This window comes from Stenotrophomonas maltophilia (assembly GCF_900186865.1).
GTDB lineage: Bacteria > Pseudomonadota > Gammaproteobacteria > Xanthomonadales > Xanthomonadaceae > Stenotrophomonas > Stenotrophomonas maltophilia.
The window spans coordinates 4355605-4381276 of sequence record NZ_LT906480.1; the positions used below are offsets into that span (position 1 = coordinate 4355605).

At 66.0% G+C, this 25672-nt stretch carries 21 protein-coding genes and 1 pseudogene; 8 read left to right on the plus strand and 14 right to left on the minus strand.

What is annotated here, in order from left to right; all coding sequences use genetic code 11:
• Window positions 1–62 precede the first annotated feature (62 nt).
• From CKW06_RS20505 to CKW06_RS24135, 3 genes and pseudogenes are all read right to left on the minus strand, one after another.
• Window positions 63–2594, minus strand: a complete 2532-nt coding sequence (locus CKW06_RS20505) for a methyl-accepting chemotaxis protein (protein WP_005411156.1) — start codon at window positions 2592–2594, stop codon at window positions 63–65.
• 210 nt (window positions 2595–2804) lie between these two features.
• A complete protein-coding gene (locus tag CKW06_RS20510) occupies window positions 2805–3698 on the minus strand; it encodes an NAD-dependent epimerase/dehydratase family protein (RefSeq protein WP_005411157.1) in 894 nt (297 codons plus the stop codon).
• A 98-nt stretch (window positions 3699–3796) separates the two neighbouring features.
• Window positions 3797–4077 (minus strand): annotated as a pseudogene (locus CKW06_RS24135) (S41 family peptidase); the annotation flags it as partial.
• Window positions 4078–4198: 121 nt separating this feature from the next.
• Between CKW06_RS24135 and CKW06_RS20520 the strand changes: the two are divergent.
• The gene (locus tag CKW06_RS20520) at window positions 4199–4504 is read left to right on the plus strand and encodes a KGG domain-containing protein (protein WP_024957919.1); all 306 of its coding nucleotides are present in this window, start codon (window positions 4199–4201) and stop codon (window positions 4502–4504) included.
• A 10-nt stretch (window positions 4505–4514) separates the two neighbouring features.
• On the opposite strand, the gene CKW06_RS20525 is transcribed toward CKW06_RS20520, so the two are convergent.
• The gene (locus tag CKW06_RS20525; RefSeq protein WP_024957918.1) at window positions 4515–5987 is read right to left on the minus strand and encodes an MFS transporter; all 1473 of its coding nucleotides are present in this window, start codon (window positions 5985–5987) and stop codon (window positions 4515–4517) included.
• A gap of 126 nt (window positions 5988–6113) precedes the next feature.
• On the opposite strand from CKW06_RS20525, the gene CKW06_RS20530 reads away from it, so the two are divergent.
• The gene (locus tag CKW06_RS20530; protein WP_005414565.1) at window positions 6114–6743 is read left to right on the plus strand and encodes a TetR/AcrR family transcriptional regulator; all 630 of its coding nucleotides are present in this window, start codon (window positions 6114–6116) and stop codon (window positions 6741–6743) included.
• A 15-nt stretch (window positions 6744–6758) separates the two neighbouring features.
• Here CKW06_RS20530 and CKW06_RS20535 read toward each other — a convergent pair whose 3' ends face one another.
• Both CKW06_RS20535 and CKW06_RS20540 read right to left on the minus strand, forming a co-directional pair.
• Window positions 6759–7109, minus strand: a complete 351-nt coding sequence (locus CKW06_RS20535) for a VOC family protein (RefSeq protein ID WP_005411161.1) — start codon at window positions 7107–7109, stop codon at window positions 6759–6761.
• Window positions 7110–7265: 156 nt separating this feature from the next.
• On the minus strand, window positions 7266–7466 hold the full coding sequence (locus CKW06_RS20540) for a hypothetical protein (RefSeq protein WP_005411162.1): 201 nt from the start codon (window positions 7464–7466) through the stop codon (window positions 7266–7268).
• A 188-nt stretch (window positions 7467–7654) separates the two neighbouring features.
• Between CKW06_RS20540 and CKW06_RS20545 the strand changes: the two genes are divergently transcribed.
• The gene (locus tag CKW06_RS20545; RefSeq protein ID WP_024957917.1) at window positions 7655–11017 is read left to right on the plus strand and encodes an autotransporter domain-containing protein; all 3363 of its coding nucleotides are present in this window, start codon (window positions 7655–7657) and stop codon (window positions 11015–11017) included.
• Between the two features lie 115 nt (window positions 11018–11132).
• Here CKW06_RS20545 and CKW06_RS20550 read toward each other — a convergent pair whose 3' ends face one another.
• The 4 genes from CKW06_RS20550 to CKW06_RS20565 form a co-directional block, all read right to left on the minus strand.
• Complete coding sequence (locus CKW06_RS20550; protein ID WP_231910813.1) at window positions 11133–11489, minus strand: hypothetical protein; 357 nt, start codon at window positions 11487–11489, stop codon at window positions 11133–11135.
• A gap of 30 nt (window positions 11490–11519) precedes the next feature.
• A complete protein-coding gene (locus CKW06_RS20555; RefSeq protein WP_032964146.1) occupies window positions 11520–11900 on the minus strand; it encodes a hypothetical protein in 381 nt (126 codons plus the stop codon).
• A gap of 66 nt (window positions 11901–11966) precedes the next feature.
• Window positions 11967–14468, minus strand: a complete 2502-nt coding sequence (locus CKW06_RS20560) for an RHS repeat domain-containing protein (protein WP_231910816.1) — start codon at window positions 14466–14468, stop codon at window positions 11967–11969.
• A gap of 344 nt (window positions 14469–14812) precedes the next feature.
• Window positions 14813–15265, minus strand: a complete 453-nt coding sequence (locus tag CKW06_RS20565; RefSeq protein ID WP_005411167.1) for a PA2169 family four-helix-bundle protein — start codon at window positions 15263–15265, stop codon at window positions 14813–14815.
• A gap of 555 nt (window positions 15266–15820) precedes the next feature.
• Here CKW06_RS20565 and CKW06_RS20570 point away from each other — a divergent pair.
• Both CKW06_RS20570 and CKW06_RS20575 read left to right on the plus strand, forming a co-directional pair.
• On the plus strand, window positions 15821–18655 hold the full coding sequence (locus CKW06_RS20570; RefSeq protein WP_024957914.1) for a TonB-dependent receptor: 2835 nt from the start codon (window positions 15821–15823) through the stop codon (window positions 18653–18655).
• Window positions 18656–18915: 260 nt separating this feature from the next.
• Window positions 18916–19944, plus strand: a complete 1029-nt coding sequence (locus CKW06_RS20575) for a hypothetical protein (RefSeq protein ID WP_024957913.1) — start codon at window positions 18916–18918, stop codon at window positions 19942–19944.
• A 27-nt stretch (window positions 19945–19971) separates the two neighbouring features.
• Here CKW06_RS20575 and CKW06_RS20580 read toward each other — a convergent pair whose 3' ends face one another.
• Window positions 19972–20865 carry a DMT family transporter gene (locus CKW06_RS20580; protein ID WP_024957912.1) on the minus strand — a complete coding sequence of 298 codons (894 nt, stop codon included), beginning with the start codon at window positions 20863–20865 and terminating at the stop codon, window positions 19972–19974.
• Window positions 20866–20929: 64 nt separating this feature from the next.
• Between CKW06_RS20580 and CKW06_RS20585 the strand changes: the two genes are divergently transcribed.
• Together CKW06_RS20585 and CKW06_RS20590 are read left to right on the plus strand one after the other, a co-directional pair.
• A complete protein-coding gene (locus tag CKW06_RS20585) occupies window positions 20930–21733 on the plus strand; it encodes an AraC family transcriptional regulator (RefSeq protein ID WP_024957911.1) in 804 nt (267 codons plus the stop codon).
• 85 nt (window positions 21734–21818) lie between these two features.
• Window positions 21819–22460: a glutathione S-transferase family protein gene (locus tag CKW06_RS20590; protein WP_024957910.1), complete on the plus strand. Its 642-nt coding sequence runs from the start codon at window positions 21819–21821 to the stop codon at window positions 22458–22460.
• A gap of 23 nt (window positions 22461–22483) precedes the next feature.
• Here CKW06_RS20590 and CKW06_RS20595 read toward each other — a convergent pair whose 3' ends face one another.
• Window positions 22484–22891, minus strand: a complete 408-nt coding sequence (locus CKW06_RS20595) for a hypothetical protein (protein WP_024957909.1) — start codon at window positions 22889–22891, stop codon at window positions 22484–22486.
• 49 nt (window positions 22892–22940) lie between these two features.
• Window positions 22941–23360, minus strand: coding sequence for an H-NS histone family protein (locus tag CKW06_RS20600; RefSeq protein WP_024957908.1), 420 nt, complete (start codon window positions 23358–23360; stop codon window positions 22941–22943).
• A 118-nt stretch (window positions 23361–23478) separates the two neighbouring features.
• Between CKW06_RS20600 and CKW06_RS20605 the strand changes: the two genes are divergently transcribed.
• Window positions 23479–23871 carry a DoxX family protein gene (locus CKW06_RS20605; RefSeq protein ID WP_012481352.1) on the plus strand — a complete coding sequence of 131 codons (393 nt, stop codon included), beginning with the start codon at window positions 23479–23481 and terminating at the stop codon, window positions 23869–23871.
• A 16-nt stretch (window positions 23872–23887) separates the two neighbouring features.
• Here CKW06_RS20605 and CKW06_RS20610 read toward each other — a convergent pair whose 3' ends face one another.
• Entirely contained in the window at window positions 23888–25663 is a 1776-nt protein-coding gene (locus CKW06_RS20610; RefSeq protein WP_231910818.1) for a serine hydrolase domain-containing protein, read from the minus strand.
• Window positions 25664–25672 lie beyond the last annotated feature (9 nt).

The following is a 25672-nucleotide window of genomic DNA, read 5'->3' on the forward strand; positions in this document are numbered from 1 at the left end:
CAGGATGCGCGGCAAGGATGCCACCGACGCCCGGCCCCCGCCGGGCGTCTTCGTTTCCGGGATCAGGCCGCGCGGCGGGCCATGGCCTCCGGTTCGGCCCGCAGGCGGAAGCGCGAGACCGCCACGGCCAGCTGCTCGGCCTGCTCCTCCATCGCCCGCGCCGCGGCGCTGGCTTCCTCCACCAGTGCGGCGTTCTGCTGGGTGGTCTCATCCATCTGCACCACGGTCTGGTTGACCTGCTCGATGCCGGCGGACTGTTCGCGCGACGCAGCCGAGATCTCGGCCATGATCTCGTTGACGCGCCCCACCTGGCCGACGATGGCCTGCATGGTACGGCCCGCACCGTGCACCAGCTGCGCACCGGCACCGACCTGTGCCACGGATGCGTCGATCAGCTCCTTGATTTCCTTCGCTGCGCCCGCCGAGCGTTGCGCCAACGCGCGCACTTCGCTGGCGACCACCGCGAAGCCGCGGCCCTGCTCACCGGCCCGCGCCGCTTCCACCGCCGCATTCAACGCCAGGATGTTGGTCTGGAAGGCGATGCCGTCGATCACCGAAATGATCTCGGCGATGCGCTGCGAGGAGGCCTCGATCTGCTCCATGGTCTGCACCACCTGGTTGACCACTTCACCGCCCTCGCTGGCAACGTCAGCGGCGGATCCTGCCAAGGTATTGGCCTGCAGCGCGTGATCGGCGTTCTGGCGCACGGTGGAGGTCAGCTCCTCCATCGAGGCGGCGGTTTCTTCCAGGTTGGCGGCCTGCTGCTCGGTACGACGCGAGAGATCGCTGTTGCCCGCAGCGATCTCACCCGCCGCCAGGCGGATGCTGGCGGCCGACTGCTGGATCTGGCCGACGATCTGGGTCAACTGCTGCACGGTGCTGTTGGCATCGTCGCGCATCACCGCGAACACGCCATGGAAATCGCCGCGCATGCGTGCGCTGAGGTCGCCGGCGGCAATCGCGCGAAGCAGCGTCGAAAGCTCAGCCAGGTTGTGATCGCTGACCTGCATCATGATGTTGAGGGTCTCCACCATGCGGCGGAAATCGTGGTCGAAGCGCTGGGCATCACCGCGTACAGCGAAGTCGCCGGCCGCCGCGGCGGCGGCCAGCTGCTGGATCTGCTCGTTGATCGCGGCCAGGTTGCTCTTGGTGGTGGCCATCGCTGCGGTGAACACCGCCTTCTCGCCCGGCAGCGCTTCCATGTCCACGCTGAGGTCACCCACCGCGTAACGCTGCATCACCTCGACCAGGCGCTGGGTGACCGCATTGCTGGAAGCCACCAGCTGGTTGCTGTCGGCCACCATGCGGCCGTACTCGCCGGGGAAGGCAGTGGCGTCCATGCGGTAGCTCAGCTCGCCAGCATCGTGGCGGCGCGCCATTTCCGCCTGCGCCGCCATCACCGCCTGCAGCTGCCCGCGCATGCCCTGCATCGCGTCCAGCAGGCGGCCCACTTCATCGTTGCTGCGCGCAGGCAAGGTGCTGTCGAGCTTGCCGGCGGCTACGTCACCCGCCACCCGCACCGCTTCGGCCAACGGGCGGATCGCCAGGCGGCGCAGCAGCACATAGACGCCGGCACTCAGCGTCAACGCGGCCACCACGCCCACCAGCAGCGTCAACCACAGCAGCTGGCGCGCCTCGGCCACGATCACCGCGTGCGGCATCACCACGCCCAGCGCGAAGCGCTGCGGGGCATTGCCCACGCGTAGCGGCACGTAGACGCGCACGTTGCCGGCTGCATCGGGCGTGAAGGCTTCGAACCGGCGGTCGGCGGCGATGTCGGCCAGCATGCTGCGGGTCAATGCGTCGGTGCGCGGCTTGCCGATCTCGGCGGCATTCGCCGAGGCCAGCACCACGCCGTTGGGCGAAAGCAGCTCGACGCGGCCTGCGCCCATCGGCGTCAGCGTCGCCAGGTGCTTCTGCAGCGCCGCCAGCGAGAAGTCGACGGTGAACACGCCGAGGAAGGTGCCGTTTTCGACGATCGGCGAGCTCAACGTGCTCATCAGCACCTGCTGGCCGGCGATGTCGTAGGCATAGGGCTCGCTGACCTTGGGCAGCTTGTCGCGGCTGGGTACCACATACCAGTCGGCCGAGCCGTCGGCGGCTTCGGTGTAGTCGGTCATGGTCGACTGCTGCGGCTTGCCGTCATGCCAGGCCCAGTAGCTCATGTAGCGGCCGCTGGCATCGTGCATCGCGGTATTGGCGAACTCGGCATCCTTGCCATCGAAGGCATCGGCCTCCCACATGGTGCTCTTGCCCAGCCACTCCGGGTGGGTGCGCAGCTGCTCGCCCAGCACGGCAGCCAGGCTGGCGCGATCGGGCACGTCACCCCGCGCACGCTGGGCGAGCACGGCTTCGACCATGGCATCGTTGCTGGCAAACGCCGTGCCCAGATCGGCGGCGACCTGGCGCGCTTCAGCGTTGGCCTCGCTGGTCATGGTCTGGCGCGAGGCATCGATCAGGCTGGCACTGGCCTGGCGATAGATCAGGAACGCCGTCAGGCCGAAGCACAGCAGCGCGATGACGGCGGTGCCCAGCATCAGCTTGTGGGCGATGCTGCCCGGGCGGCGGGCAGCGGCGGAACGGGAAGAAGGCATGGAGGGGTCCGCAAGGCAGTTCAGGACGACCGGCACCGGGAGGGCACCGCGCAGGCGCGCGATCCGTCGCGCAGGCCACCGGCCGCCGGGACCCGCCCGGCGCAGGAAGCGCACCGGGTTAGCGGCCGCCTGCCAACGAGGTTGAGGCGACCGGCCTACACATTCCTGAATCCACTCAGGGACGGGACAGAGGATCCGTCCCCGCGTCCCCTATTCGGCCACCCGATCCTTGATCCACTCCGCGCGTGGCAACACCTCGATGCTGCCTGCGGCGTACTGCTGCAGCACGGCGTCCGGCCCGAAACGCGGCTGCCACCCCAGCTCCCTGCGGATGCGGGCGCTGTCGTAGACGCGGTCGACGCTCAGCGGCAATGGCCAGCCGCGGCGCTCGAACTCGGCCAGCAGCTGCGGTACGCGCCGGGCCAGTACGTTGCGCGGCTGGGTGGCCAGCTCGAGGCAATCCTCGCGACGGAACGGGGTCGCGGCGCAGGCGATGTAGCGGGCGAAGGCCGGCCCCTCATCCAGCAGCAGCGCGGCATGGGCACTGGCCACGTCACGGGCGTCGATCCCACGATGCAACCGGAACATCGCCATCCGTTCCGGCGGTTCCGGGAAGCAGCGCCCCATCCGCAGCACGCGCACCCCGAAGTCCGGTGCGGCGGCAGCTTCAGCCAGGGCCTCGGCCTGCAGCTTGCTGCGGTGGTAGATCGTTCGCGGCAGCGGCTCGGTATCCTCATCGATCCAGCGGCATCCCCCTGCCATCACCGCGTGGCCGTACAGCGCGGTGGTACTGGTCAACACGAACCGCCGCGCGCCTGCCTCGCGCGCCGCCTGCAGCAGGTGCGCAGTCGCGTCCACGTTGATCTGCTGGAACACCGCGTCCGGTACCAGGCCCACGTGTGGCGCATGCAGGGCCGCGGTATGGATGACCGCGTCGACGCCCTGCACCGCGCGCACGACGGCTTGATGATCGGTGACATCGGCAATGATGCGCGTGGTGGCAAACGGACTGCGGTCCAGACCCACCACTTCATGGGCAGCCGCCAGCGCGCCGAAGATCGCGCGCCCGATCCGCCCGGAACTGCCGGTCAACAGAATCTTCATTGAGTCCATTCACTCGAAGCGCCCGGGAACTACCGGGATGCTTCGATTCTAGGCATGCAACGGAACATCTGCGATAGGACGACCGCGCAACTGTGCGTTCATCCTGACGACTTCGGCGGAGCCAGCAGTTGACGCGCGATGGAGAGTGGATCGTCGCCGCCTGCCGCGTGGGGCGCGACACCGGTCCGTTCGCCGTTGCCACCGGTGCGCAGTCTGATCGGTTGCCGGTCCGGAACGCTGATCTGATAGCCATCGGGCAGCAGCACAGGATCATCGAACATATGTGCGGCACCGCCACTGCGGCCGCCGGCGTTGCCGCACATCCGAGGGCCGGCAGTGAATACGCGACGAATGCGGCCGCCGGGCCGGCTGCGTGATCATCCCGGTGCGCAGGGCGCGTGAAAACCGGGGCGAAGATAGCGACCTGGACTTAGCGTGCGATGGCCAAGCATGGACGCCGTCGTCCACGAAGGCGGCGTCCACACTGCAGGAGATTTCACATGACTGAGCAGAACCCGCGCAGCTCCAACCGGGGCTTCGCCTCGATGGACCAGGACAAACAGCGCGCGATCGCCGCCAAGGGCGGGCGCGCGGCACATGCCTCCGGCAATGCGCACGAATTCAGTCCGGCCGAAGCACGTGTCGCAGGCCGCAAGGGCGGCGAAGCGATCAGCCGCGACCGCCAGCACATGGCCACGATCGGACGCGAAGGTGGACACGCACGCCACGCCAACGCGCGCCAGCAGCAACAACAGCCTCAGGCGATCGAACGCACGGCAGAGGACCCGCAACGCCAGCAGGGCTGAATGCTGCGCGTCAAGCCGATGCACGCTGCCGATGCAGCCCAAGCGCCGCAAGCAGGGCCAGCGCACCCGCCACCGCCATCGCCCAACCGAACCCGCTGGCCATCGCACTGCGGTACCAGGTCAGCACCTGCGGCGTGGCGTGCATCGAGCCCGGGTGCAGGATCAGTTCACGCGCCTGCGCAACAAGCCGCTGCTGCCCTGCGGCCTGTGCGCAGGCGGTGAACTGCTGTACGGCACGCTGGCCCATCAGGCTGCCCATCAGCGCGATGCCCAGGCTCATGCCTGCCTGGCGCAGCGCGTTCATCGTGGCTGACGCGATACCTGCGCGTTCGGCCGGTGCGTTGGCCATGATCGCCATGCCGGTCGCCGGCACCGCCAGCCCCATTCCAATGCCAAGCAGCATCAGCACGGCAGTGGCATAAGCGCGCGAAGTAGCCGGTTCGAACGTGGCCATTGCGCACAGCGCCACACCGGCCAGGACGTAGCCCAGCACCAGCGCGGCATGCAGCCCGAGGCGGGCAACCAGGCGCCCGAACAACAGCGAGACAACACCCATCAACAGGAACTGGGGAGCCAGCTGCGAGCCTGCCAGCGCGGCGCTGTGCCCCTGTGCCTGCTGGAAGAAAAGCGACAGGAAGAACAGGCTCGCGTAGGCGGTGAAGCCCAGCACGAACGAGGCCAGGTTGAGCATGCGGAAGCGACCGTCGGCGAACAGGTCCAGCGGCAGCAGTGGCCGTGCCACCCGCCGCTCGACGATGCCGAACAGGATCAGCCCCGCAATTGCGGCGCCCAGCGCCAGAAGCGTCACCGGGGCCAGCAGGCCCTGCTCGCCGATCGCGATCAGGCCATAGCACAGCGTGCCCAGTGCACCGATGCTGAGCAGCTGCCCGGCCGGATCCAGCGCGGCGTGCTGCGGGTGCCGTCGCTCGGCGATACTCCAGGCGCCAAGCACAAACGCCAGCAGCCCCAAAGGCAGGTTGATCAGGAAGATGCTGGGCCAGCCGGCCCGCTGCACCAGCGCACCGCCGAGCAACGGGCCAAGCACCAGGCCCAGCGCGCTGAAGGCGGACCAGCCACCGATCACGCGTGCACGCTGGCCCGGATCGGGAAATGCGTGACTCAGGATCGGCATCGCACTGGGAATCAACAGCGCACCTGCCACGCCCTGCACCGCGCGCCCGGCAACCAGGGTCGAAAGGTCCTTGGCGCAGGCGCACAGCAGCGAGCCCATGGTAAAGGTGGCGACGCTCAGCAGCCACATCCGCCGATGACCGTAGCGATCCCCCAACGGACCGGCCGACAGCATCAGCGCCGACAGTGCGATCGCATAGGCGTTGATCACCCATTGCAGGCCCGCCATGTCGGTCTGCAGCGCCTGCTGCAGGGTTGGCAGGGCCACGTTGACGATGCTGATGTCCAGCGAAGCGAGGAATGTACCGAGGTAGGCCGCCAGCACCAGGGCGGGCCGTTGGAGGCGTCTCATGCGTGGATCCGGGGGGAGGATGTGCGCGCATCCTATCGACTGACTGACCGTCGGTCAATGACTGGCGGTCAGTCAGTGCGCAGGGGCAGCTAGAATGGCGTCCGTCACACCCGGATACCGCCCACCATGCAGACCCCAGCTGTCGCCAGGCCTCGCACCAAGCCCGCCGAAACCCGCCAGGAGGAACTGATGGACGCCGCGCAGGCGTTGTTCCTTTCGCAGGGCGTGGACGCCACCACCATCAGCGACATCGTCGCCGCGGCCGACGTGGCCAAGGGCACTTTCTATACCTATTTCGCCTCCCGCACCGAGATCCTGCAGGCGCTGGCGCAGCGCTACACGCGGCAGTTCATGGACGAGGTCGAGCAGGCAGTGCAGCAGCACCCTGCCGGTGATGGCGCAGCGCGCCTGCGCGCCTGGATCCGCGCCAACATCGAGATCTACGCGCGCACCCACGCGTTGCATGACGTGGTGTACGCCAACCATCACCACCACCAGCGGGGCAATGCCGAGCGCAATGCGATCCAGCAGCAGCTGCTGGGCATCCTCGAAGCGGGCAACGCAGCCGGACTGTGGCAACTGCCTGCTCCACAGGTCACCGCCTCGTTGATCTATGCCGGCGTGCACGGTGCCACCGACGACCTGATCGCCACACCCGCACAGGATGCCGATGCCTTCATCGCCGCTGTGGAAGCGGATTGCCTGCGCATGGTCGGCGTTCCGGCAGCGCCGACGCGCAGCGGCAGACGCCGCTGACGCAACGCTTCCCGCTCAGGTGTGGGCGAGAATGTTCAACAGCCGCCCGAACGGGTCGCGGACGAAGAAACGACGCACTCCCCAAGGCTCGTCGGCAGGGCCATACTCCAGCGGGATGCCGGCCGCGTGCATGCGCTCCAGCACCTGCTGCAGGTCGTCCACTTCGATCGACAGATCGGGCACCGCGGTGCCGGAACCCCCTTCGCTGGCAAAGCTCACCTGCGCCAGCGCACTGCCCTGCCCGCCATGGGTGACGATCCAGCCATGATCCATCACCACCGGCATGCCCAGCAGCCCGCCATAGAACGCTGCGGCACGCGCCGGGTCGGGCGTGGCGATGTTGGCGACAATACGTTTGACGGCCATGTGCAGCGGCTCCGGTGCGACTTCCCATCCTCGCCGCTGCGTGCATGGCCCGCAAGCGGGCTCGGGCCAGATGCCCGCATCGCCATCTGAGGCGATCGCTGGAACAGAAGAGCCCCGTCGATGACGGGGCTCTGCGTAAGGCTCAAACGGCGCGACTCACACGCCCATGCACAGATCGACCACGCAGGTGTTGTACGCCTGCTGGCATTCACCGGCATCGGTGCCACTGGCCAGGCACATCTGATAAGCCCGCCAGCACGGCTGGTCGCAGGGCTCGACCGGCCCTGCCACTGCCACCGAACCGGTACACGCCAACGCGAATACCGCCACTGCGATCACCTTCCTGACAACACGCATCGCCATCACTCCTTGATAAGCCTGGTGAGCCCAGGCCGGCCCACGTTAGCGAGGACACGGGGAGACGAAGTGAAGCCCACTGTCACGCACACTTAACCTGTTCACAATTCTCCTTTCACATGCATGGGGGATGTCGCCACGGATTGGCGTTAACGGCCTTGTTGCCCGTCCACCAAGGAAGTTGCCCGATGAATCACCCGCTGCACGGCCGTTCGTCCCACTCCCGCTCCCGCTCCCCGCTGCACAGCCGCCTCGCGCTGGCCGTGTCCAGCTCCCTGTTGCTTGCCGCTGCCGCGCCCGCCATGGCCGGCGAGGCGCTGGACGCATGGCAGCAACAGCGCCAGCTGCAGGCGGCGTGGGCACAGCCCGCCGTCAGCGCGCCTGCAGCATCGACGGCCGCCATGCCTGCGGCAACCGCCACCGCCCTGCTCGGCAGTCCGGGCGATGCCGCCAGCTGGCGCAGCGATGAATTCAACGCCGACTGGGGCCTGGGTGCGATGGGGGCCGACCACGCGTATGCCCGCGGCCTGACCGGCAGGGGCGTGCGCCTGGCGCTGTTCGACACCGGCTCGGCACTGGCTCACCCCGAATTCGCCGGCCGCAACACCTCCAGCATCACCATCGGCCCGAACTGTGCGTCACCGGGAACCGTCGGCGGTACCGGCGCGTGCAGCCAGACACAGGGTGATCAACCGGGTATCAACTACTACACGCTCGGCGCGGGCGTGCCTGCTTCCCTGCAGGCCAACATCATTGCCGCAGGCCGTGAATGGGGTTTCCGCTATGCCGATCACGGCACGCATGTCCTCGGAACCATTGGCGCCAACCGCAATGGCACGGGGATGCACGGCGTCGCCTTCGGTGCAGATCTGACGACCGCCCGTGTATTTGGTGACACTTACTACGAATGGAGGCGCCAGGCGAGCGGAGGCTACCTGCCTGAAGCCGTGGAACGGACGGATCCCGATGGTGCCGCAAGGCTGGACATGTACGCGCAGCTGCAGGCACAAGGCGTGCGTGCCATCAATCACAGCTGGGGCATCTCCACCCGCAACATGACCGTGGCCGCACTGGATGCCCAGTACGCACGCATCGGTGCCGGCTACGACGTATACGGAAGCATCTACAAGGACAGTGCGAACGCCCCCGCTTCGCAGTTGATCCAGGTCTGGTCGGCCGGCAATGGCAGCGGCGCCGTCGCCGGTATCACCGCGGCCCTGCCGCGCTGGAAGCCGGAGATCGAGCCCTACTGGCTGGCCGTCGCCAACGTTCGCCAGCCCAATACAGCCAATGGTGAAACCGACTACGTGATCAACGCAGGCTCGAGCATCTGTGGCGCTGCCGCCAACTGGTGCATTTCCGCACCCGGCACGGCAATCCTCAGCACCATCGTTTCCGGTGACATCCAGGGACGGCTGGAGAAGACCGCAGACTACGTCCGTCTTCTCATCGACAGCCAGAATCCCACGTACGACTACGGCCTGAAGACCGGCACGTCCATGGCCGCCCCCCATATCACCGGCGCACTCGGCCTGTTGATGGAGCGCTTCCCCTACCTGGACAACGCCCAGGTGCGCGACGTCCTGCTGACCACCGCGCGCGATCTCGGTGCGGCAGGCGTCGACCCGATCTACGGCTGGGGCATGGTTGACCTGCGCAGGGCCATCGAGGGCTATGGCTCGCTGCGCGTGGATACCAACGTGGTGATGAACCAGAGGGCCGGCGGCCTGAAGGTGTGGGAGGGCGATGCCTGGGACGACTGGACCAATGACATCGGCGGCCCCGGCACGCTGACCAAATCCGGCATCGGTTGGCTGCGCCTGAGCGGCGACAACAGCTTCAACGGCGCGGTGCTGCGCGAGGGCACGCTGGAGTTGAACGGCAGCAACACCCTCACCTCGGCGGTCGATGTGCAAGGCGGCCGGTTCCTGCTCAACGGCAGCCTGGTCTCCACCGCACTCACCACCACCGGTGGCGTCAGCACGGTCAGCGCCAGCGGCGTTCTGAAGGACGGGAACCTGACCGTCAATGGCGGCGTGGTGTCCTTCAATGGCATGCAGACCGGCGGCACCACCACGGTCGGCAGCAACGGCCTGCTGAAGGGTATCGGCACGTTGGGCAGCACCCGAGTGGACGGCACCATCGCGCCCGGCAATTCGATCGGCACGCTGACCATCAACGGCGACTACGTGCAGGGCGCGACCGGCGTCTACGCCGCCGAACTCGCGCCTGGCGGGCGCAGCGACCAGTTGCACGTGACCGGTACCGCCACCCTCGGCGGCACGCTGGTCGCGTTGCCGGAACCAGGCATCTACTATCTCGGCGAGCAGTTCAACTTCATCCGCGCTGACGGTGGCATCAACGGCCACTTCGCGAAAACCGACTTCAGCGCGTTCTCGCCGTTCCTGCAGTTCAGCCTCGCCTACGGCACCAATGGCACCCGCATCGACGTGGCACGCGGTGCCTCGCTGGCCAGCGCCGCCACCACCCCGAACCAGCGCGCGGTGGCCGCCGCGGCGGACCTGCTGGCAATCAACCAGGGCCTGCCCAAGCCGCTGACCCAGCTGTTCCCGCAGCAGGTCGGCGGCGTGCTCGACGGCCTCAGCGGCGAACTGCACGCAGCCACGCCGCTCGCACTGGTGGAAGGCAGCCGCTACGTTCGCGATGCCGCGCTGTCCCGCCGTGCAGGTGCAGTCGCGCCAGGCGCCGATGCGGGCGACGCCACCGGCGCCTGGGTGCAGGCTCTGGGCAGCAACAGCAGGCTGGACGGCAACAGCAATACCGCCCGCACCGAAGCCAACAGCAACGGCCTGCTGGCCGGTATCGACCACGAGTTCTCTGGCTGGCAGGTCGGCGTCCTGGCTGGCACCGGCCGCACCGACGTCAAGCAGCAGGCGCTTCGTGCCAAGTCGAAGATCGACAACACCCACTTCGGTGCATATGCCAGTCACAACTGGGGCGGCCTCGGCCTGCGTGGCGGCGTCGCCTGGAGCAAGCACAAGGTGAAGAGCACCCGCGATGTCGACTTCGCAGGGTTCAGCGACAGCCTGAGCGCCCGCTACAACGCGCATACCCGCCAGGCCTTCATCGAAGCCGGCTACCGCTTTGGTGGCCCGGAGGCCGGGCTGGAACCCTACCTGCAGGTCGCGCGCGTGGAGGTGGACCTGAAGCCGATCAACGAGCGCGGTGGTGCAGCCGCCCTGCACGGCAAGGTGGACGACACCGGCACCACGATCGCCACCGCTGGCCTGCGCTTCGACAAGGGCCTGAAGGCATCATTCCAGCAGGACAGCTGGCTGCACCTGCGTGGGGGCGTGGGCTACCGCCGTGCCTCGGGTGACCGCCGCCAGCTGGCCGACCTCGCATTCGCCAACAGCAGCACCACCTTCGCGGTCGAAGGCGCCCCGATTGCCGACAGCGCCGTGCTGGCCGAGCTGGGGCTGTCGGCCTGGCTGACCCCGCGCCAGCAGCTGGAGCTGGGTTACAGCGGCCAGTACGGCAGTGAAAGCCGCGACCACAGCGCCAACATGCGCTGGTCGGTTCGTTTCTAGACGCGTGTTCTCCTGACGGTTTGGGGCGGCCTCAGGGCCGCCCCCTTTTTATCCACGCCCCAGGGCTGTGCGCGATACCCCAGGATCATCGCGTCCTGGATCCATCCGTGGAGCGTTACGCGTGGATGAAGATCGACTGGAGCCGGGTCGCCCAGCCATTGCACCCGGTGGAGTTGAACGCCTCGAGCCGGACATTCTTCCCCGATGTCAGCGCTGCCAACGCCGCCGCGTACGCTTCCTTGGCACCCGGCCGGGACATGTCGATTGCAAAGGTATCGGTATTGCAGAAGGCCGTACTCGAAACATGCACGTACACAATTCCCGCCGGGCCGTCCATGTACGGCCGCAGCGACAGAATCGTCATCTGATCGCTGGTTGGCTCCGCCTTCAGTGGTGCAGACAGGCACAAGGCCAACGTCAAGGCCACCCCCGCTCCCAACTTCCTGCGGAAGCCCGGCGTCGCGTCACTCATCATCATGTAGTTCCCCTGTGGATTCAGACATCAGGCCTCAGGCATCGTCACGGCCCTCAGCTGCATTACCCCGGAGGTGCAGCCGTCGACACGCAATCCAACACGCAGCTTGTTCTGCCAGGCGATGAGCAGCATCGAGACCATCTCCCTCTGCATCGGATGATCATTGAGGAGAATGAAGCGATTGCCACCCCCACAATCCGAGCCCGCTGGAAGCACACCTTGCGTCACCAGGTAGAACCCTTCCCCGCCCCAGCCAGTTGCGACGGATACGATCCGATGGCCTTCCAGGTTGTAAGGCTCTGCATTTGCCGTTGAGGCCAGGCCAGTTCCCAGCACTGCCACCAGCGCCAGCAGGACCTTGCCGCCGATGGCGCCACGCGGGCGCGATACAGCACGTACTCCATCCATGTTCTTCCTTCCCCTGTCATGAACAACCGGTTGACGGTGCACTGCGCCCCGTGCGGTCCGCTACGCTCAGCCCAGCAGCAGCTGGTACAGCAGGGGCACGATGTCACCCTGCGGACGCTGGACATGCGAGACATCGGGCACCGGCGTGCAGCTCCCCGTGGCGCCACAGGCAAGCACGCGATACGCATAGCTGGTGGCAGGGCGTGCGGCAGACGTCCAGTTCGCGGCGTTGCCTTCGTAGACCGTGGTCCAGGTCACCCCGTCCACGCTTTCCTCGACGACGTAGCGGACGGCAGAGGCCACAGGCGACCACCCAACGAAGTCCTTCGCGGCCGGCGAACGCCGCATCGGCACCGCTGCCTTGGCGACCAGGCTTCCGCCCAGCGTGATGTAATCGGTCCGTTTGTCCTCGCGCTCGCTCGCCTGGTAGCGGAGGACGCCGGCGTGGTCGTACATCGAGGTGATCCGTCCGAACGATGAGTCTGTCTGTGTGCGGCGACCGTCAGCATCGTAACGGTAGCTCTCGGAACCTGCCGCCGCACGCAGCCGGTTGCCGAAGTCGAAGGTAAACGGCTGCCCGTTCTTCGCCCGCAGATTGCCCTGCGCATCGTAGGCCAGGCCGACCACGGTTGACCCTCCGCAACCGTTGACCTTCACGTTGGTCAAGCGCCAGGCGTTGTCATAGCAGTAGTGATGGTCACGGCCGAGAATCGTCACCCGCGTGAGGTTGTCCAACGCGTCATAGCTGTAGCTCGCCGAGCCGAACATGGGCGAGGAAGCCGAAACGAGCCGATCCAGCGCGTCATAGCCCAGATTGCGGTTGCCACGCTGGTTGCGGCCGGTGGCACCGTCAGTGATTGCCATCACATTGCCGACCGCATCGTAGTCGTAGCCGTCGCTGAGGATCCGGGTTGCGCCAAGCGTGTCCTGGCTTTCATCCGGCAACTGGCGCGCGTTCTGCACCATCGAGTGGACAATGCCGTTGCCATAGGTGAACTGACGAATCGCCCCGTTGGGGTAATAGACCACGCCAGCGGCGTAGGAGCCCGCCTGCCCGGCCTGTCCCAGCGCGTTGGGCGCATACGCGACCACGTTGCCGGAGGGATAGCGATGCGCGGACAGGTTGCCCAGTGCGTCGTAGGCATACCCCATCGCCAGCGCTTCGCCATCGGTGGGGCTCTGCACCTCACCGATGAGCAGCCCGCGACGGTTGTACGCATAGCTGTTATGCGTCTCCACCCCGGCGTTCAACGTGGTGACCTGCTTGACCAGGCCATCGGGCCAGTAGCTCCAGCGCTGGTTGCCATTGCCGTCGGGGAACTGCAGTGATGCGAGCCGGTTGCGTGCGTCATAGGAACGCACCACCCGGCGCCCGCTCGCCGCGGCAATGTCCTGGTTGCAGTTGCCTGCATCGGACAGGTCCAACCCCTGCGCGCTTCCAACCGGGTTCGATGCGGCGTCGTAGTCAAATACGGTGGCGCCGGTTTCCGGTTCGATCGTCTTGCACAACCGCTGCGCCGCATCGTAGACATAGCGCCGGGTCGACGTCACCGAGCCATTGCTGGCCCTGCGGGTGATCGACGTCGGCTTGCCGAAGACGTCCCGCGGGATATCCAGCACGGCTCCCTCTGCCAGTTCGATACGTACCGGCCAGTCAAGCTTCGCGGCATCTGCACCGGTGTAGGTCACGACGGTCGGGATACCCCTGGCATTGGTCGTGCGCACGCGCCGCCCCGGCAGGTACTCGGTTGTGCTGACCAGCGCGCCAATCTCGGAATCCTGGCTGACCTGGACCACCCGCCCAAGTGAGTCGTACGTCGTACGGACGCCAGTTCCGGCGTCCTGGACCGTACCGACCCCCGCGACAGGATAGGACTGGAAGGTGACCCGCCCCTCCGTGTCATAGGCGGTCACCGAGGCCCGCTGCGTGCCGGCTTCATTGCCCGCGTCGTACTCGCGCACCAGCAATGGGCGCCACAGCGCATCGTAGTAGGTGACCTTGCGCGCATTGCCGGTGCTGACCGTCTGCCGCCAGTGACCGGCAGGAATGCCGTACTCGGCGCCGCCCACCTGGGCAAACTGTGTCGTGGTGGACGCCCAGTCCACCGTATCGCCGTCGGGGTAGTCGACCAGCGACATGCGCCCCATCGCGTCGTAGTCGTAACGCGTGGTGTTGCCCCGGCCATCGGTGATCCAGCGTATCCAGCCATTGTCATCCACGCCGGCAGACTGGGTCGAACCATCCGCATACTGGATGTTCCCGGGGATGCCGCGCTTCCAGCCGGACAGGCTCACCGTATTGCCACGCCCGTCCACCACGGCGCGAACGGTACCGTCGCTGTTGTAGTGAATGGTCTGCTGGAGCTGGCCGAAGGCATGGATCCGCTGGGGCTTCGCGGTGGCCGGGTCATAATCCACCTGGGACTCGGTCCGGCCCGTGTCCTGGTTGACCGACGTCCGGACCTGGCCAAGCACCCACTTCGACAGATCATCGTGATAGGTGATGACGTTGGTCTTGCTGTAGGACTGCGCCCCCGCACTTCCCACAACCGTGCCCAGCAACATCATCGCGGAAAGTGCATTGACTCGACGCATAGTCAGTGGGCCTGTTCGCAATGGATGGCGATGGGACAACCAGGATCAGGCAACGGAAAGACCGGCGAAGCGCACATCACAGCAAACCGCGCACACGCACAAAACCGGACGCGACTGCATCCGGTTGGCGATTGACGTTGATGCTGGACGAAGCCCCCTTCGTCATGCCGCGCCTGTTCCCTGGACTCGGCCAAGTATAACCATGGAAACGGGGCCGGACGCCCGGTCCTTCGCAGCCCTGCCGGGCTGCGAAGGTTCCCGGGCCATGACGCGCCTCCGGGGCTCGACGGCCGCGATCGGCCGCCCGGCGCGGGACGTCAGGCAGCCTTCATGGCGTGCTTGCGTGCCCGCATGACGTTGTGGCACTCCTGCACATCCGGCAGCAGCTGGGTCACTTCCTGGCGCACCGCGGGCGGCAGATCGTTGTCCTGCAGCACATCCTTGAACGCGCCCAGCAGGCGGTCTTCGGATTCTTCCAGTTCGGCCACGTAGCCGTAGTTGGTATCACCAAACGCGGCGCGCACCTTGCCGTAGAACTGCTGCATCGAACCGACCATGGTGCCGTGCTCGGCCGGCTTGCCGCCGCTGGCGGCGACCGAACCACTCAGCGCCGCGACGATCCGCGCCTTCACCCCGGCGATACGGGTGAACAGTGCCGACAGTTCGGCATCCTTTACCTTCGTTGCGGCTTCCTCATAGAAGGACTTGCCATCACGCGCGATCTCGATCAGGTCGTTGAGGCGATGTTCGATGGTGGACTGGGTGCTCATGGCGTCGCTCCTGTGTGCTCGAAAGTCAGTGGAGAATGGCAGCGCGTCGGCACTGCCTTCGACCTCACTATCATCGTCCTCGTGTGCCGGCCGGGTGAGTACGAATTGATGTACACATCACCATGCGGAACACGTGCTGACTTATTCATTGCCGGCATCATTGAATGTTCACGGAAAAACACGCATGCGATGCCTGCCTCACCATGGCGCGATGACGATGATCACACTGATCAGCAGCGCAATCGCCAGAATCACCAGCAGCACATGCCATTGCTTCCAGCTGGGTTTCGGCTTGCCAGGCGTATTCATCGGCGGCCTCCTGTGTATGCCGGGAAAGGAGCTGCCAGACTGAAGCGAAACGATATTGCACAACGTCGACGCGACGTGCACTCCCCGTGCAGGACGGCGGCCAAGGGCGCGCGAAGATAACGCGTCCATAACGCAGTTCAAATGTGAGCGGGATGTTAGGTTCCTCTCGATTCCGGGTAACGGAATGCAGACCGGTCGTAGCGCCGCGCGCATTGCGACCACACAACGGATTTGGAGAGAGAAACAATGCACTACAAATACACTCTGCTTTCGGCAGGGATCGGCGCCGTGTTGGCTGCCGTTTTCTCGCCGGCTGCCAATGCACAGGACGACGCTGCGAAGTCTCCGAAGAACCTGGACCGCATCCAGGTGACGGGATCGGCGATACGCAGCGTGGATGTGGAAACCCAGCAGCCGGTGCTTGCCATCTCGCGCAAGATGATCGAGCAGCAGGGCTTCACCACCATCGCCGACGTCCTGCAGAACCTCACGTCGGCCGGCGCACCAGCGCTCTCGCGTTCGCGCACGCTGTCGTCCGGCGAAGACGTCGGCGGCAGCTACGCAAACATCCGCAACCTCGGCGCCACCCGCACCCTGGTGCTGGTGAACGGCAAGCGCCTGGGCGCCAGCACCAGCGGCCTGCAGGACCTGAGCCAGATTCCAATGAGCGCGGTCGAGCGCATCGACGTGCTCAAGGATGGCGCCTCGGTGCTCTACGGATCCGACGCCATCGCCGGCGTCATCAACATCATTACCCGCAAGAGCGTCGAGGGGCTGGAGCTTTCGGCGCAGCATGGCCAGTTCAGCCAGGGCGACGGCAAGGACAGCACGTTCTCGCTCGTTACCGGCGCGCGCGGCGAGCGAGGTGGCTACACCTTGGCCCTGGAATACCAGAAGGCCGACCCGGTGTTCGCCCGCGACCGCTGGTTCTCCAAGCATGGTGGTGCGGGGCCGGGTTATCCGCGCGCGGGCTGGAGCGACCTCAGCCAGAACGGCTCCTGGTGTGACCCGGCGCTTTACGACTGTGCCACCGGAAATTCCGTGTTCAAGACACTCAATCGTGGTGGCGACCCGAAGAACCCGAACGATTACCATCCGATCACGCCGGCCGAGTATTCCAACGGCAACGAGCAGATGCATGTGCAGACCGGCATCGAGCGCCGGTCGCTGTTCCTCAGCTCCGACTATGCACTGAGTGACCAGATCACCTTCACCACCGATATCGGCTACAACGAGCGTATCTCGGACCAACAGATTGCCGGCTACCCCTACGAATCGACCAAGTTCGGGACGCCGCTGGCCGGCAACAGTGCGTTCAACCCGGTCGGCCATGACATCGCCTTCAACCGCCGCCTGTGGGAGCTTCCGCGCACGACCGAAAGCAAGCTGAAGTCGCTGCGCGTGGCACCGACGCTGTCGGGCTACTTCGAACTGGCCAGCAAAACGTTCGACTGGGAGGTGGGCGCGCTGTTCAACCGCAACGAGGTGACCAAAACCGGCCGTGGTGACATGAGCCTGATCGCCTCGCGCCAAGCGCTGGGACAGTCCTTTGTTGATGGCAACGGTGTAGCACGCTGTGGCAGCGCAGGTGCACCGATCGCCGGCTGCCTGGCCTGGAATCCGCTGCTGCCGTACGGCGTTGCTGGCGCCGGCTCGCTTGCCGACCCGGAACTGCAGCGCTTCCTGTTCCCCACGTTCACCGATACCGGCATCACCAAGACCCGAAGCTACTTCGCCAACATCTCCGGGCCGGTGCTGGAACTGCCGGCGGGCGAGCTCTCGGTGGCGATGGGCTACCAGTACCGCAAGGAAGAAGGTCGCTACGTTCCCGACGCCTTTGCCCAGTCGCGCCAGAGCACTGCACTGGGGGCACAGACCACTGCAGGCGGTTACAGCCTCAATGAAGTCTTCGCCGAAGTGAATGTGCCGGTGCTGCGTGACCTTCCGTTCGCCAAGGAGCTGACCGTCAACGTTGCGGCACGCTATTCCGACTACAGCAACTTCGGCAGCACCACCAACACCAAGTCCAGCTTCGCCTGGCGCCCGGTCGAGGAGCTGATGGTGCGCGGCACCTTCGCCGAGGGCTTCCGTGCTCCCAGCATCTCCGACCTGTATGGCGGCCTGGGCACCAGCTTCGAAACCTACGTGGACCCCTGCGGCATCGGCGCCACCAACAGCGTCAACGGCAACGCGGCCTGCAACGCCGCCGGTGTTCCGCGTGGCTACGAGCAGCTGGCCCAGGGCCTGAAGCCCTGCACCAGCTACCCGTGCGCCACCCCGAACGAGTTCACCACGGGCTCGAACCCGAACCTGCGCCCGGAAGAGTCCAAGAGCAAGACCGTCGGTGTGGTCTGGAGCCCGCGCTGGGTCAACGGTCTGGACATCAACCTGGACTGGTACAGCTACAAGATCACCAACATGATCATCGAGGACAACGTCGATCGCATCCTCCGTGACTGCTACGTGCTGGGCAATGCCTCGCGCTGCGGCAGCGTCAAGCGTGCCGCTGATGGCCACATCACCAGCATGTTCTACGGCCTGACCAACCTCGGCGCGATGAAGACCGAGGGGTGGGACCTGGGCATCCGTTACCGCCTGCCGGAGTACGCGTTCGGTCGCTTCACCCTTGACCTGCAGAACAGCTACGTCTCCAAGTACGACGAGGAGAAGCAGAACTCGGCCGGTGACACCATCATGGACGGTCGTATTGGACGCCCTGGGGTGTTCCGCCTGCGGTCCAATCTCGGCGTCAACTGGCAGCTGGGCAACCTCTCGGCCCAGTACACGGTGCGCTACTACTCCGGGATGATGGAAGGCTGCATGCCAAACCGGCCCTGCACCGCGCCCGAACGCATCGCCAACGGCGAACCGGATGCCGTGCGCAGGGTCGGCTCGAATGCGTTCCACGACATCCAGGTCAGCTACAGGCTGCCCTGGGATGGCACCGTGGCAGTGGGCTCGAACAATGTGTTCGACCATCGCGGCCCGATCATGTTCTCCAAGCCGCAGAGTTCCTTCCCCTACTACGGCGGCTTCGATATCGGCCGCACGGTGTACGTGAAGTACTCGCAGCGCTTCTGACCGTAGCGTCCGTGCACGTGGCCGGCGGAAGGGGAGTTCCGCCGGCCACGCCGCACACAACCTCCACCCAATCTCCACGCTACTTCGACCCAATCTCCAACATCCCCGGCAACACTGGCGCAACGGCAGCAGATGGAGCAGGCAAGCGAGGATCGCCCGCGCGGCATCCACCTCGCCCGACCTCTCCGGATTCACCACTGAATGCGATGGACCACCCCCTCCCCGCTGCGGGAATGAGGCTGGTCCAAGGGAAGCAAGCGATGACAACGGCAGTACACAGTGGCTTGACCGATCTGGTCATGGATGCGCAGCGCTACCTGCGCCGGATCCTGCCCGGCCTGGCCTCGGTGGTCGGCCCCGTGGCTGCGGCACGCTTCATCCCGCAGACCATGGCCTCGCGCTATCACATCGCCGAGCTGACCCTCTATGGTGAAACGCCGGCGATGCTGGCAGTTCCACGAGTCCCGGGCGAATCCAGCAGCCGCGTCATCCAGGATGTGAAAGTGCTGCGCTCAGCGGCAAAGGCCATGGTGCTGTATGTCTCGCCGTACCTCACCCCCACCCAGCGCAGGTTCCTGGTCGAGAACCATATCGACTTCGTGGTACCGCACAACCAGCTGTACGCCCCCAGCCTGGCGATCGAGTTCCGCGATGCACCCGACCACGAGAAGAAGGCGATTTCGCTGCTGCCTTCGGCGCAGGCCGTGCTCATCCACGTACTCCTGGCGGACCAGGCACGCTGGTGGTCACCGCGTGAGGTCAGCCGTGCTGCCGGATACACCTCGATGACCGCGTCGAGGCTCTCCGCTGAACTGGTCGGTCGCGGACTGGCCGAACGCTCCACCGGCGGACGCGAACGCTTCCTGAGACTCGCCGGCAGCCGCGGCGAGGTCTGGGCGAGAGCGCAGCCGTTCCTGCGCTCCCCCGTGCTGAAGGAAGTGGAGGTCTGCTGGGAACAGGTCGCCGACGCTCTGGCCCGACATGCTCAATCCGCCCCCCAGGCAGGGACGGAAGCAATGCTTGCGGTGCCGTCGAAAGACCACGGCATCACACGCGCCCTGTACATCGATGCCTGGCGGAAGCTGGGGGCACTGCCTGCAGCCGGCCCCGACTGCACGCGCAGCGGAACGTTGCAGATATGGTCGTATCCGCCTGCCTTCACCGGTAGCGGTGACCGCGTGGACCCGCTGTCGCTGTACCTGAGCCTGCAGGGCAAGCGCGGCTACGACGCCGACGCGCTGGAGCAGGAGGTGGAGCAGGCGCTGTGCGGGACGACACGCCGCGGCTGAGGTCCGCGCGGGTCCGGCCTGACCGCGTCAGGACGCTTCGCCCCCACTCGCCATCGTCGCGCGCTTCGCTGCGTACTCGGCGAAGACCACGCCGGATACCGCCAGCACGCCCCCTGCCAGTACCCAGCCACTGAGCGATTCGCCCAGCAGCAGCACGGCCAGTGCGGCGGTCACGATCGGCACCAGGTTGAAGAAGCCGGAGACACGCGCTGCGCCCAACCGTGACAATCCAGTCATCCAGGTCAGTGGGGCCAGGATCGACGCGCATACTGCCGCAAACCCGATGCAGCCGACCGCAGTGAGATTGTTCACCCCGGTACCGACCAGCAGCTGCGCCGGCAACAGGATCAGCGACGCGGCGGTGGCCTGCAGGAACAACGATTCCAGCACCGTCAGCGGGATCTTCCAGCGCTGCATCAGCACGTTGTAGGCGGCAAAGGCCAACGCACCGATCAGCATGATCGCATCACCGCGGTTCACGCCCTGAGCGGCCAATCGTGCCAGGTCGCCCTGCGAGACCACCGCCACCACCCCGACAGTGGAAATCACCGCACCGGCAATGGAGGTACCGCGCACCGGATGGCCCATGAACACGCGTGACAACGCCAATGCGAGCAGTGGAATCAATGCCTGGATCACGCCCATGTTGGTGGCCGAGGTGAAGTGCGCCGCATAGTACGCAAGGCACTGGTACATCACCCCGCCCAGGCACCCCAGCAGCAGGAAGCGGCCAAGGTTGGCACGCACGGTCTGCAGGTTGTTGCGCAGCCGCGGCAGCGCGAAGGGCAACAGGACAATGGCCGCCACCAGCCAGCGGAAGAAACCAATATCGATGGGACCGACCGCGCCCGAGGCCAGCTTGGTCACGATGGTATTCGCGCCCCACAGCAGGCAGGCAAGGATTGGGAAGAGGTAGTTCAAGAGCGTGGGTGTACGTGGGGGAATGGCAAGCGTACGCTTGGCGCATATCGAGGACATCCTGAAAATGCGTCACTCCGACCCCGGGTTGCGGCAACCGATGGAGCCCATCCCCACCTTCCGCCAGCTGCCCGGTCCGGTCTACTTCCGGCAGGGTGCGATGGAGCCCACCGACTGGGGCACGCACAGCCATCCTTGGGGCCAGTTCAACTTCGTCGCACAAGGGGTGATGGAGATGAAGATCGACGGCGAGTGGATGGTGTCCCCGCCCCATTACGCGATCTGGATCCCACCGGGAATGCCCCACTATTCGCGCAACCGGTCGCGGTTGGCCTATCGCTCGGCCTACCTGTCGCCGGCGTTGTCACGCCGCCTGCCCGAGCGTTGCAGTGCGCTGGAAGTCAGCCCATTGCTGCGCGAGCTGCTGCACGAGCTGGCGCGACAGGGCGTGACCGATCCGCGGACGCCGGCCCAGCGGTGCATGGCCGCCGTGGTGATCGACCAGATCCTCAATGCCGCAGTGCTGCCCAGCTTCCTGCCGATCGCCAGCAGCGATGCCCTGAAACAGGTGATGGCGTACATCGAGAAGCACCTGTCCGCAGCCGAGTCGGTCGCCGATATCGCGCAGCGGCACCACATGAGCGTACGCAAGCTGGAGCGCATGGCACGCAGCGAGCTGGGCATGTCACTTGGTGACTGGCGCGGTCGGGTGAAGTTCGTGCGCGCCACCGAAGCGCTGTGCACACGCCGGCCGATCAGCCGGATTGCCGAGGAGCTGGGCTATTCCGGCGTCAGCGCCTTCGCAGAGATGTTCAAGCGGCACGCACAGTGCACGCCGGACCAGTACCGGAAACTGCATCGGGCGGGGTGAAGAGCGCATCGAGGGATGTCGATTTCCGCCCTCGTCGTTCGTCGGAACAGAAGAGACAGGCCTTCCCGCCTGCAGGAGCGCCGCGATGTCCCCCATCCTCACCGCCTTTGCCACCTCCCCCGACCGCGGCCAGGGCCTGGCCCGTGACATGCGCGTGCGCTGGGCGCTGGAGGAACTGGGCGTGCCCTATGACGTGCAGCTGCTGACCTTCGCCGAAATGAAGCAACCTGCCCACCTGGCGCGGAATCCCTTCGGACAGATTCCCACCTGGCAGGAGGGCGACCAGGTCCTGTTCGAATCCGGCGCGATCGTCCTGCACCTGGCCGAACAGCATGCCGGCCTGCTCCCCGTCGGTCCGGATGCGCGCATGCGCGCAGTCATGTGGGTGTTCGCCGCGTTGAATACGGTGGAGCCACCCATCGTCGAGCGCTCGATGGCCTGGGTGCTGGAGCGCGAACAGCCCTGGTATGCACGGCGATTGGTGATGCTGGACGAGCGCGTGCGGATGCGTCTCTCACAACTGTCCGCGTGGTTGGGCGCGGCGGCGTGGCTGGACGGCGGGTTCAGCGTGGGCGACCTGATGATGGTCTCGGTACTGCTGCGCCTGAAGAGCAGCGGCCTGCTCGACGAGTACCCGCTGCTGGTGGCCTATGTGGCACGGGCGACGCAGCGTCCCGCCTATCAGCGCGCGTTTGCTGCGCAGTTGGCGGTATTCCAGAACGGGTAGTTCCACGCCATGGGTGGAAACACTCAGCGCAAGCTGCGCCGGCAGGCGGCCTGCACCAGCATCAGCTGCGCTACCAGGATCAGCATCGCGCAGCCTGACAGCAGCCACGGGTCGATGTACCACTGCGCGTTGAAACTGAAATCACCGGCGGAAATGCGCTTCCAGCCGTTGAAGTGCTGCATCGCTGCAACCACGAACGCGAAGCCGCCCGCTGTGTACGACAACCAGGGCACGATGAGGCTCCCCGGCCGCGCGAACAATGTCAGCACGCCCAGCACACCGATGACAGTGCGTTGTACGCGGCAGTATGGGCAGACATAGGCCATCCCGCTCCACTCCACCGCCCAGGCCAACAGGCTGACCAGCACGGCCACGCCTGCGGCTGTGTACAGGACTTTCGGCGTGATCGTCATGCCACCCTCGTGTGCCATCCGGTGCTCCTTGGTTGAAAGACCCGGGCAGGGTAGCAGTGCTGCAGCCTCATCCCTTCTTGATGACAGTCCGCTTGCCGATGGTGCTGGTCTTGCCAGCGGTCGGCCTGGCCAAGCCAGGAATCAGGAAATCGGTGGCCTTATGGCCCATCGACACCTTGGACGCCAGCCAGCGCGGCATGCGCCCGCGACCGGTCCAGGTCAGGCGCTTGTATTCCGGGTCGCGATACTTGGGCGCGACTTTGCCGGATTTACGGCGGGTGGGTTTGCGGGCGGGCGCAGGTGTTTCCGAGGCTTCGCCACCGAAGAGTTCTTCGAGGGTGTAGCCGGCTTCGGCCGCGGCAGCCTTCAACATCCGCCGCACCGCGCTGGCCGGACGGCGGCTGGAAATGAGCTGTTTCCGCTTTTCAGCGGCAACCACCAAGGCGCCCAGCTCCCGAAGGCTGAGCGATTCAATATCGATCGTCATGATGGAAAGGTGTCCTGCGGCCGGCCAGCTGTCAAGCCGCCTTGCCCGGCACGTAGACACGGGCTTCACTGCCGGTGGGCTCCGATCGCCTTCGGCAGCCATCTCCGAGGACTTCGACGTGAGCAACTCATCGCATTCGCTCGCCTACCTGCTTGCGCGCATCCTGCTGATGGCACTGTTCCTGGTGTCCGGCATCGGCAAGCTCGGCGACCTCAGCGGTACCCAGGGCTACATGGAAGCGATGGGGGTACCCGGCATCCTGCTGTGGCCTACCATTGCTTTCGAGATCGGCAGCGGCCTGTGCATCCTGCTGGGCTTCCAGACCCGGCTGGTATCGATCGTGCTGGCAGGCTTCAGCCTGGTCACCGCCTTCATCTTCCACCACAACGTTGCCGACCCGACCCAGCAGATCATGTTCCTGAAGAACCTGGGGCTTGCCGGTGGCTTCCTGCTGCTGGCCTGCACCGGGGCGGGGCGCTACAGCATCGATGGGCGTGGGCGGCGCGGATGATGGCGGCATGCCGCCATCATCCCTGGCCCACGGGCTGGACGCGCTGCAGACGCAGGTTGCGCCATGTCGGCTGGGAGCTGCGGAAATCCACCGCTTCGCCATCGCTGGTGAACAGCAGGCCTGGCTCCACTTCAGTGACCAGGCGGATGCCATCGATGTACAGCCAGCCCTGTCGCTGCTCCAGCACAACGGACATCGACGGTTTTCCCCATTGGTCGATGCGATAGCGCCCCAGCCAGGGTTGCCAATGGGGCGCGCGCGGCCCGGTGGACCCATCGATGGGATCGTTCTGGTCCAGGCCATCCTCGCCGTTCGTACATTCCAGGTGCGCCGGCAGCATCTCCGTCGCCGCATGGTAACGGTACGTCGCAACCTCTCCATCGGTGTCCGCGGTGAACAGCTGGTCGCTGTCGATGGCCGCAAACCGTCTGCCCACAGCTTGCGCCCCACGATGCAGTTGCAGTTCACCGCTTCCGGCAACCACGATCTTCGCCTTGCCGCTGCGCCCTATCCAGTCTCCCGCCATCCGCTGCATCTGGTCCTGGTTCAACCTGATCGGCGCCAGGGACGATAGCGGCACACGCGGCTGACGGGGCCCGAAACGCGCCGACAGCAGCTGATCGATCAGACGCTCGCCGATGCCGTACCCCGCGGACGTCGCGCGGTTGAACATCGCGGCAAATCCAACGTTGGCCTGCCTGCAGTAGGTGAACACGCACCCGAATCCGAATCCTCCGCCGCGATGGTGCAGCAGCCGCACCGGTGTACTACCGTAGAGGCGTTCGCTGCGCATTACACCGAGGCCGTAGTCACCGCCCAGGCCGAAACCATGCATCTCGTCCCAGAGACGGGGCTCAAGCAGTTGCTGCGCACCGGTTTGGCCGCCACCGAGCAGGAAGCCAAGATACTTCGCCATGTCGGCGGCACTGGTCCAGACGCCTCCCGACACCACCAGCGGCGTCACCGGCGGCACCTGCGCATGGCCTTCCTGGGTTCCCAGTGCCCGCCCCCTGCTTGCCAGGTAGACCGACGCATCGGCTGTACTGTCGTGCATTCCCAGTGGCTCGAAGATCCGGCGCTGCAGCCAGGCCGGATAGCCGATGCCCGCAACCTGCTCAAGGACATGACCGGCAAGGTCGAAGCCCAGGTTGGAATAACGATAGCGCGTACCCACCGGAAAGCGCAGCCATGTCTGCGAGATGCTGCGGACGTGCGCATCAAAGCCCGGTGACGCCGGTTCGTAATTGTTGCCCAGCGGCGCCTCGTGCGTGAATCCCGCGCGATTGGCAAGCAGCAGGCGCAGGGTGATGCGCTCCTGCGGGGAATGCTCGAAGCGACTGCGCACGGTGAACGACGGCAGATAGCGGGTAATGGGCGCATCCAGATCAAGAATGCCGTCCTGCACGGCCAACAGCACCGCCACCGCCGCGAAATTCTTCGAGGTGGACTGGATGCTGAACATCGTACTGGCGTCCGCGGCCGCGCTACCCTGGCCTGATACGTGACCGAAGCCTTCAGTCCAGCGCACCTGCCCGCCCTCGACCAGGCAGACGGCAGCGGCACCGATGCCGCTGCCTTGCATGGCGGAGCGGATCACGCTGCGCTCCGCTTCGATCAGGTTCCCGGTGGTGACGGTGGGCTGCGCCGCCGTGGCAACACCGGTGGGCATGAGCGTGGCCGCCGGAACAGCCGCGACATTGGCCAGGAAGGCGCGACGACTGAGCGTACCAGGCATCAGATCACTCCACTTCGGGATGCCGCCATCTTCCCGCCAGCAGAAATGGCGGGGCATGTGTCATTC

What these genes read in the sequence shown, in the direction of transcription:
- CKW06_RS20505 (WP_005411156.1), bottom strand. Translation starts at nt 2,594, where the DNA reads ATGCCTTCTTCCCGTTCCGCCGCTGCCCGCCGCCCGGGCAGCATCGCC.
- CKW06_RS20510 (WP_005411157.1), bottom strand. Translation starts at nt 3,698, where the DNA reads ATGAAGATTCTGTTGACCGGCAGTTCCGGGCGGATCGGGCGCGCGATC.
- CKW06_RS20520 (WP_024957919.1), top strand. Translation starts at nt 4,199, where the DNA reads ATGACTGAGCAGAACCCGCGCAGCTCCAACCGGGGCTTCGCCTCGATG.
- CKW06_RS20525 (WP_024957918.1), bottom strand. Translation starts at nt 5,987, where the DNA reads ATGAGACGCCTCCAACGGCCCGCCCTGGTGCTGGCGGCCTACCTCGGT.
- CKW06_RS20530 (WP_005414565.1), top strand. Translation starts at nt 6,114, where the DNA reads ATGCAGACCCCAGCTGTCGCCAGGCCTCGCACCAAGCCCGCCGAAACC.
- CKW06_RS20535 (WP_005411161.1), bottom strand. Translation starts at nt 7,109, where the DNA reads ATGGCCGTCAAACGTATTGTCGCCAACATCGCCACGCCCGACCCGGCG.
- CKW06_RS20540 (WP_005411162.1), bottom strand. Translation starts at nt 7,466, where the DNA reads ATGCGTGTTGTCAGGAAGGTGATCGCAGTGGCGGTATTCGCGTTGGCG.
- CKW06_RS20545 (WP_024957917.1), top strand. Translation starts at nt 7,655, where the DNA reads ATGAATCACCCGCTGCACGGCCGTTCGTCCCACTCCCGCTCCCGCTCC.
- CKW06_RS20550 (WP_231910813.1), bottom strand. Translation starts at nt 11,489, where the DNA reads ATGAGTGACGCGACGCCGGGCTTCCGCAGGAAGTTGGGAGCGGGGGTG.
- CKW06_RS20555 (WP_032964146.1), bottom strand. Translation starts at nt 11,900, where the DNA reads ATGGATGGAGTACGTGCTGTATCGCGCCCGCGTGGCGCCATCGGCGGC.
- CKW06_RS20560 (WP_231910816.1), bottom strand. Translation starts at nt 14,468, where the DNA reads ATGATGTTGCTGGGCACGGTTGTGGGAAGTGCGGGGGCGCAGTCCTAC.
- CKW06_RS20565 (WP_005411167.1), bottom strand. Translation starts at nt 15,265, where the DNA reads ATGAGCACCCAGTCCACCATCGAACATCGCCTCAACGACCTGATCGAG.
- CKW06_RS20570 (WP_024957914.1), top strand. Translation starts at nt 15,821, where the DNA reads ATGCACTACAAATACACTCTGCTTTCGGCAGGGATCGGCGCCGTGTTG.
- CKW06_RS20575 (WP_024957913.1), top strand. Translation starts at nt 18,916, where the DNA reads ATGACAACGGCAGTACACAGTGGCTTGACCGATCTGGTCATGGATGCG.
- CKW06_RS20585 (WP_024957911.1), top strand. Translation starts at nt 20,930, where the DNA reads ATGCGTCACTCCGACCCCGGGTTGCGGCAACCGATGGAGCCCATCCCC.
- CKW06_RS20590 (WP_024957910.1), top strand. Translation starts at nt 21,819, where the DNA reads ATGTCCCCCATCCTCACCGCCTTTGCCACCTCCCCCGACCGCGGCCAG.
- CKW06_RS20595 (WP_024957909.1), bottom strand. Translation starts at nt 22,891, where the DNA reads ATGGCACACGAGGGTGGCATGACGATCACGCCGAAAGTCCTGTACACA.
- CKW06_RS20600 (WP_024957908.1), bottom strand. Translation starts at nt 23,360, where the DNA reads ATGACGATCGATATTGAATCGCTCAGCCTTCGGGAGCTGGGCGCCTTG.
- CKW06_RS20610 (WP_231910818.1), bottom strand. Translation starts at nt 25,663, where the DNA reads ATGCCCCGCCATTTCTGCTGGCGGGAAGATGGCGGCATCCCGAAGTGG.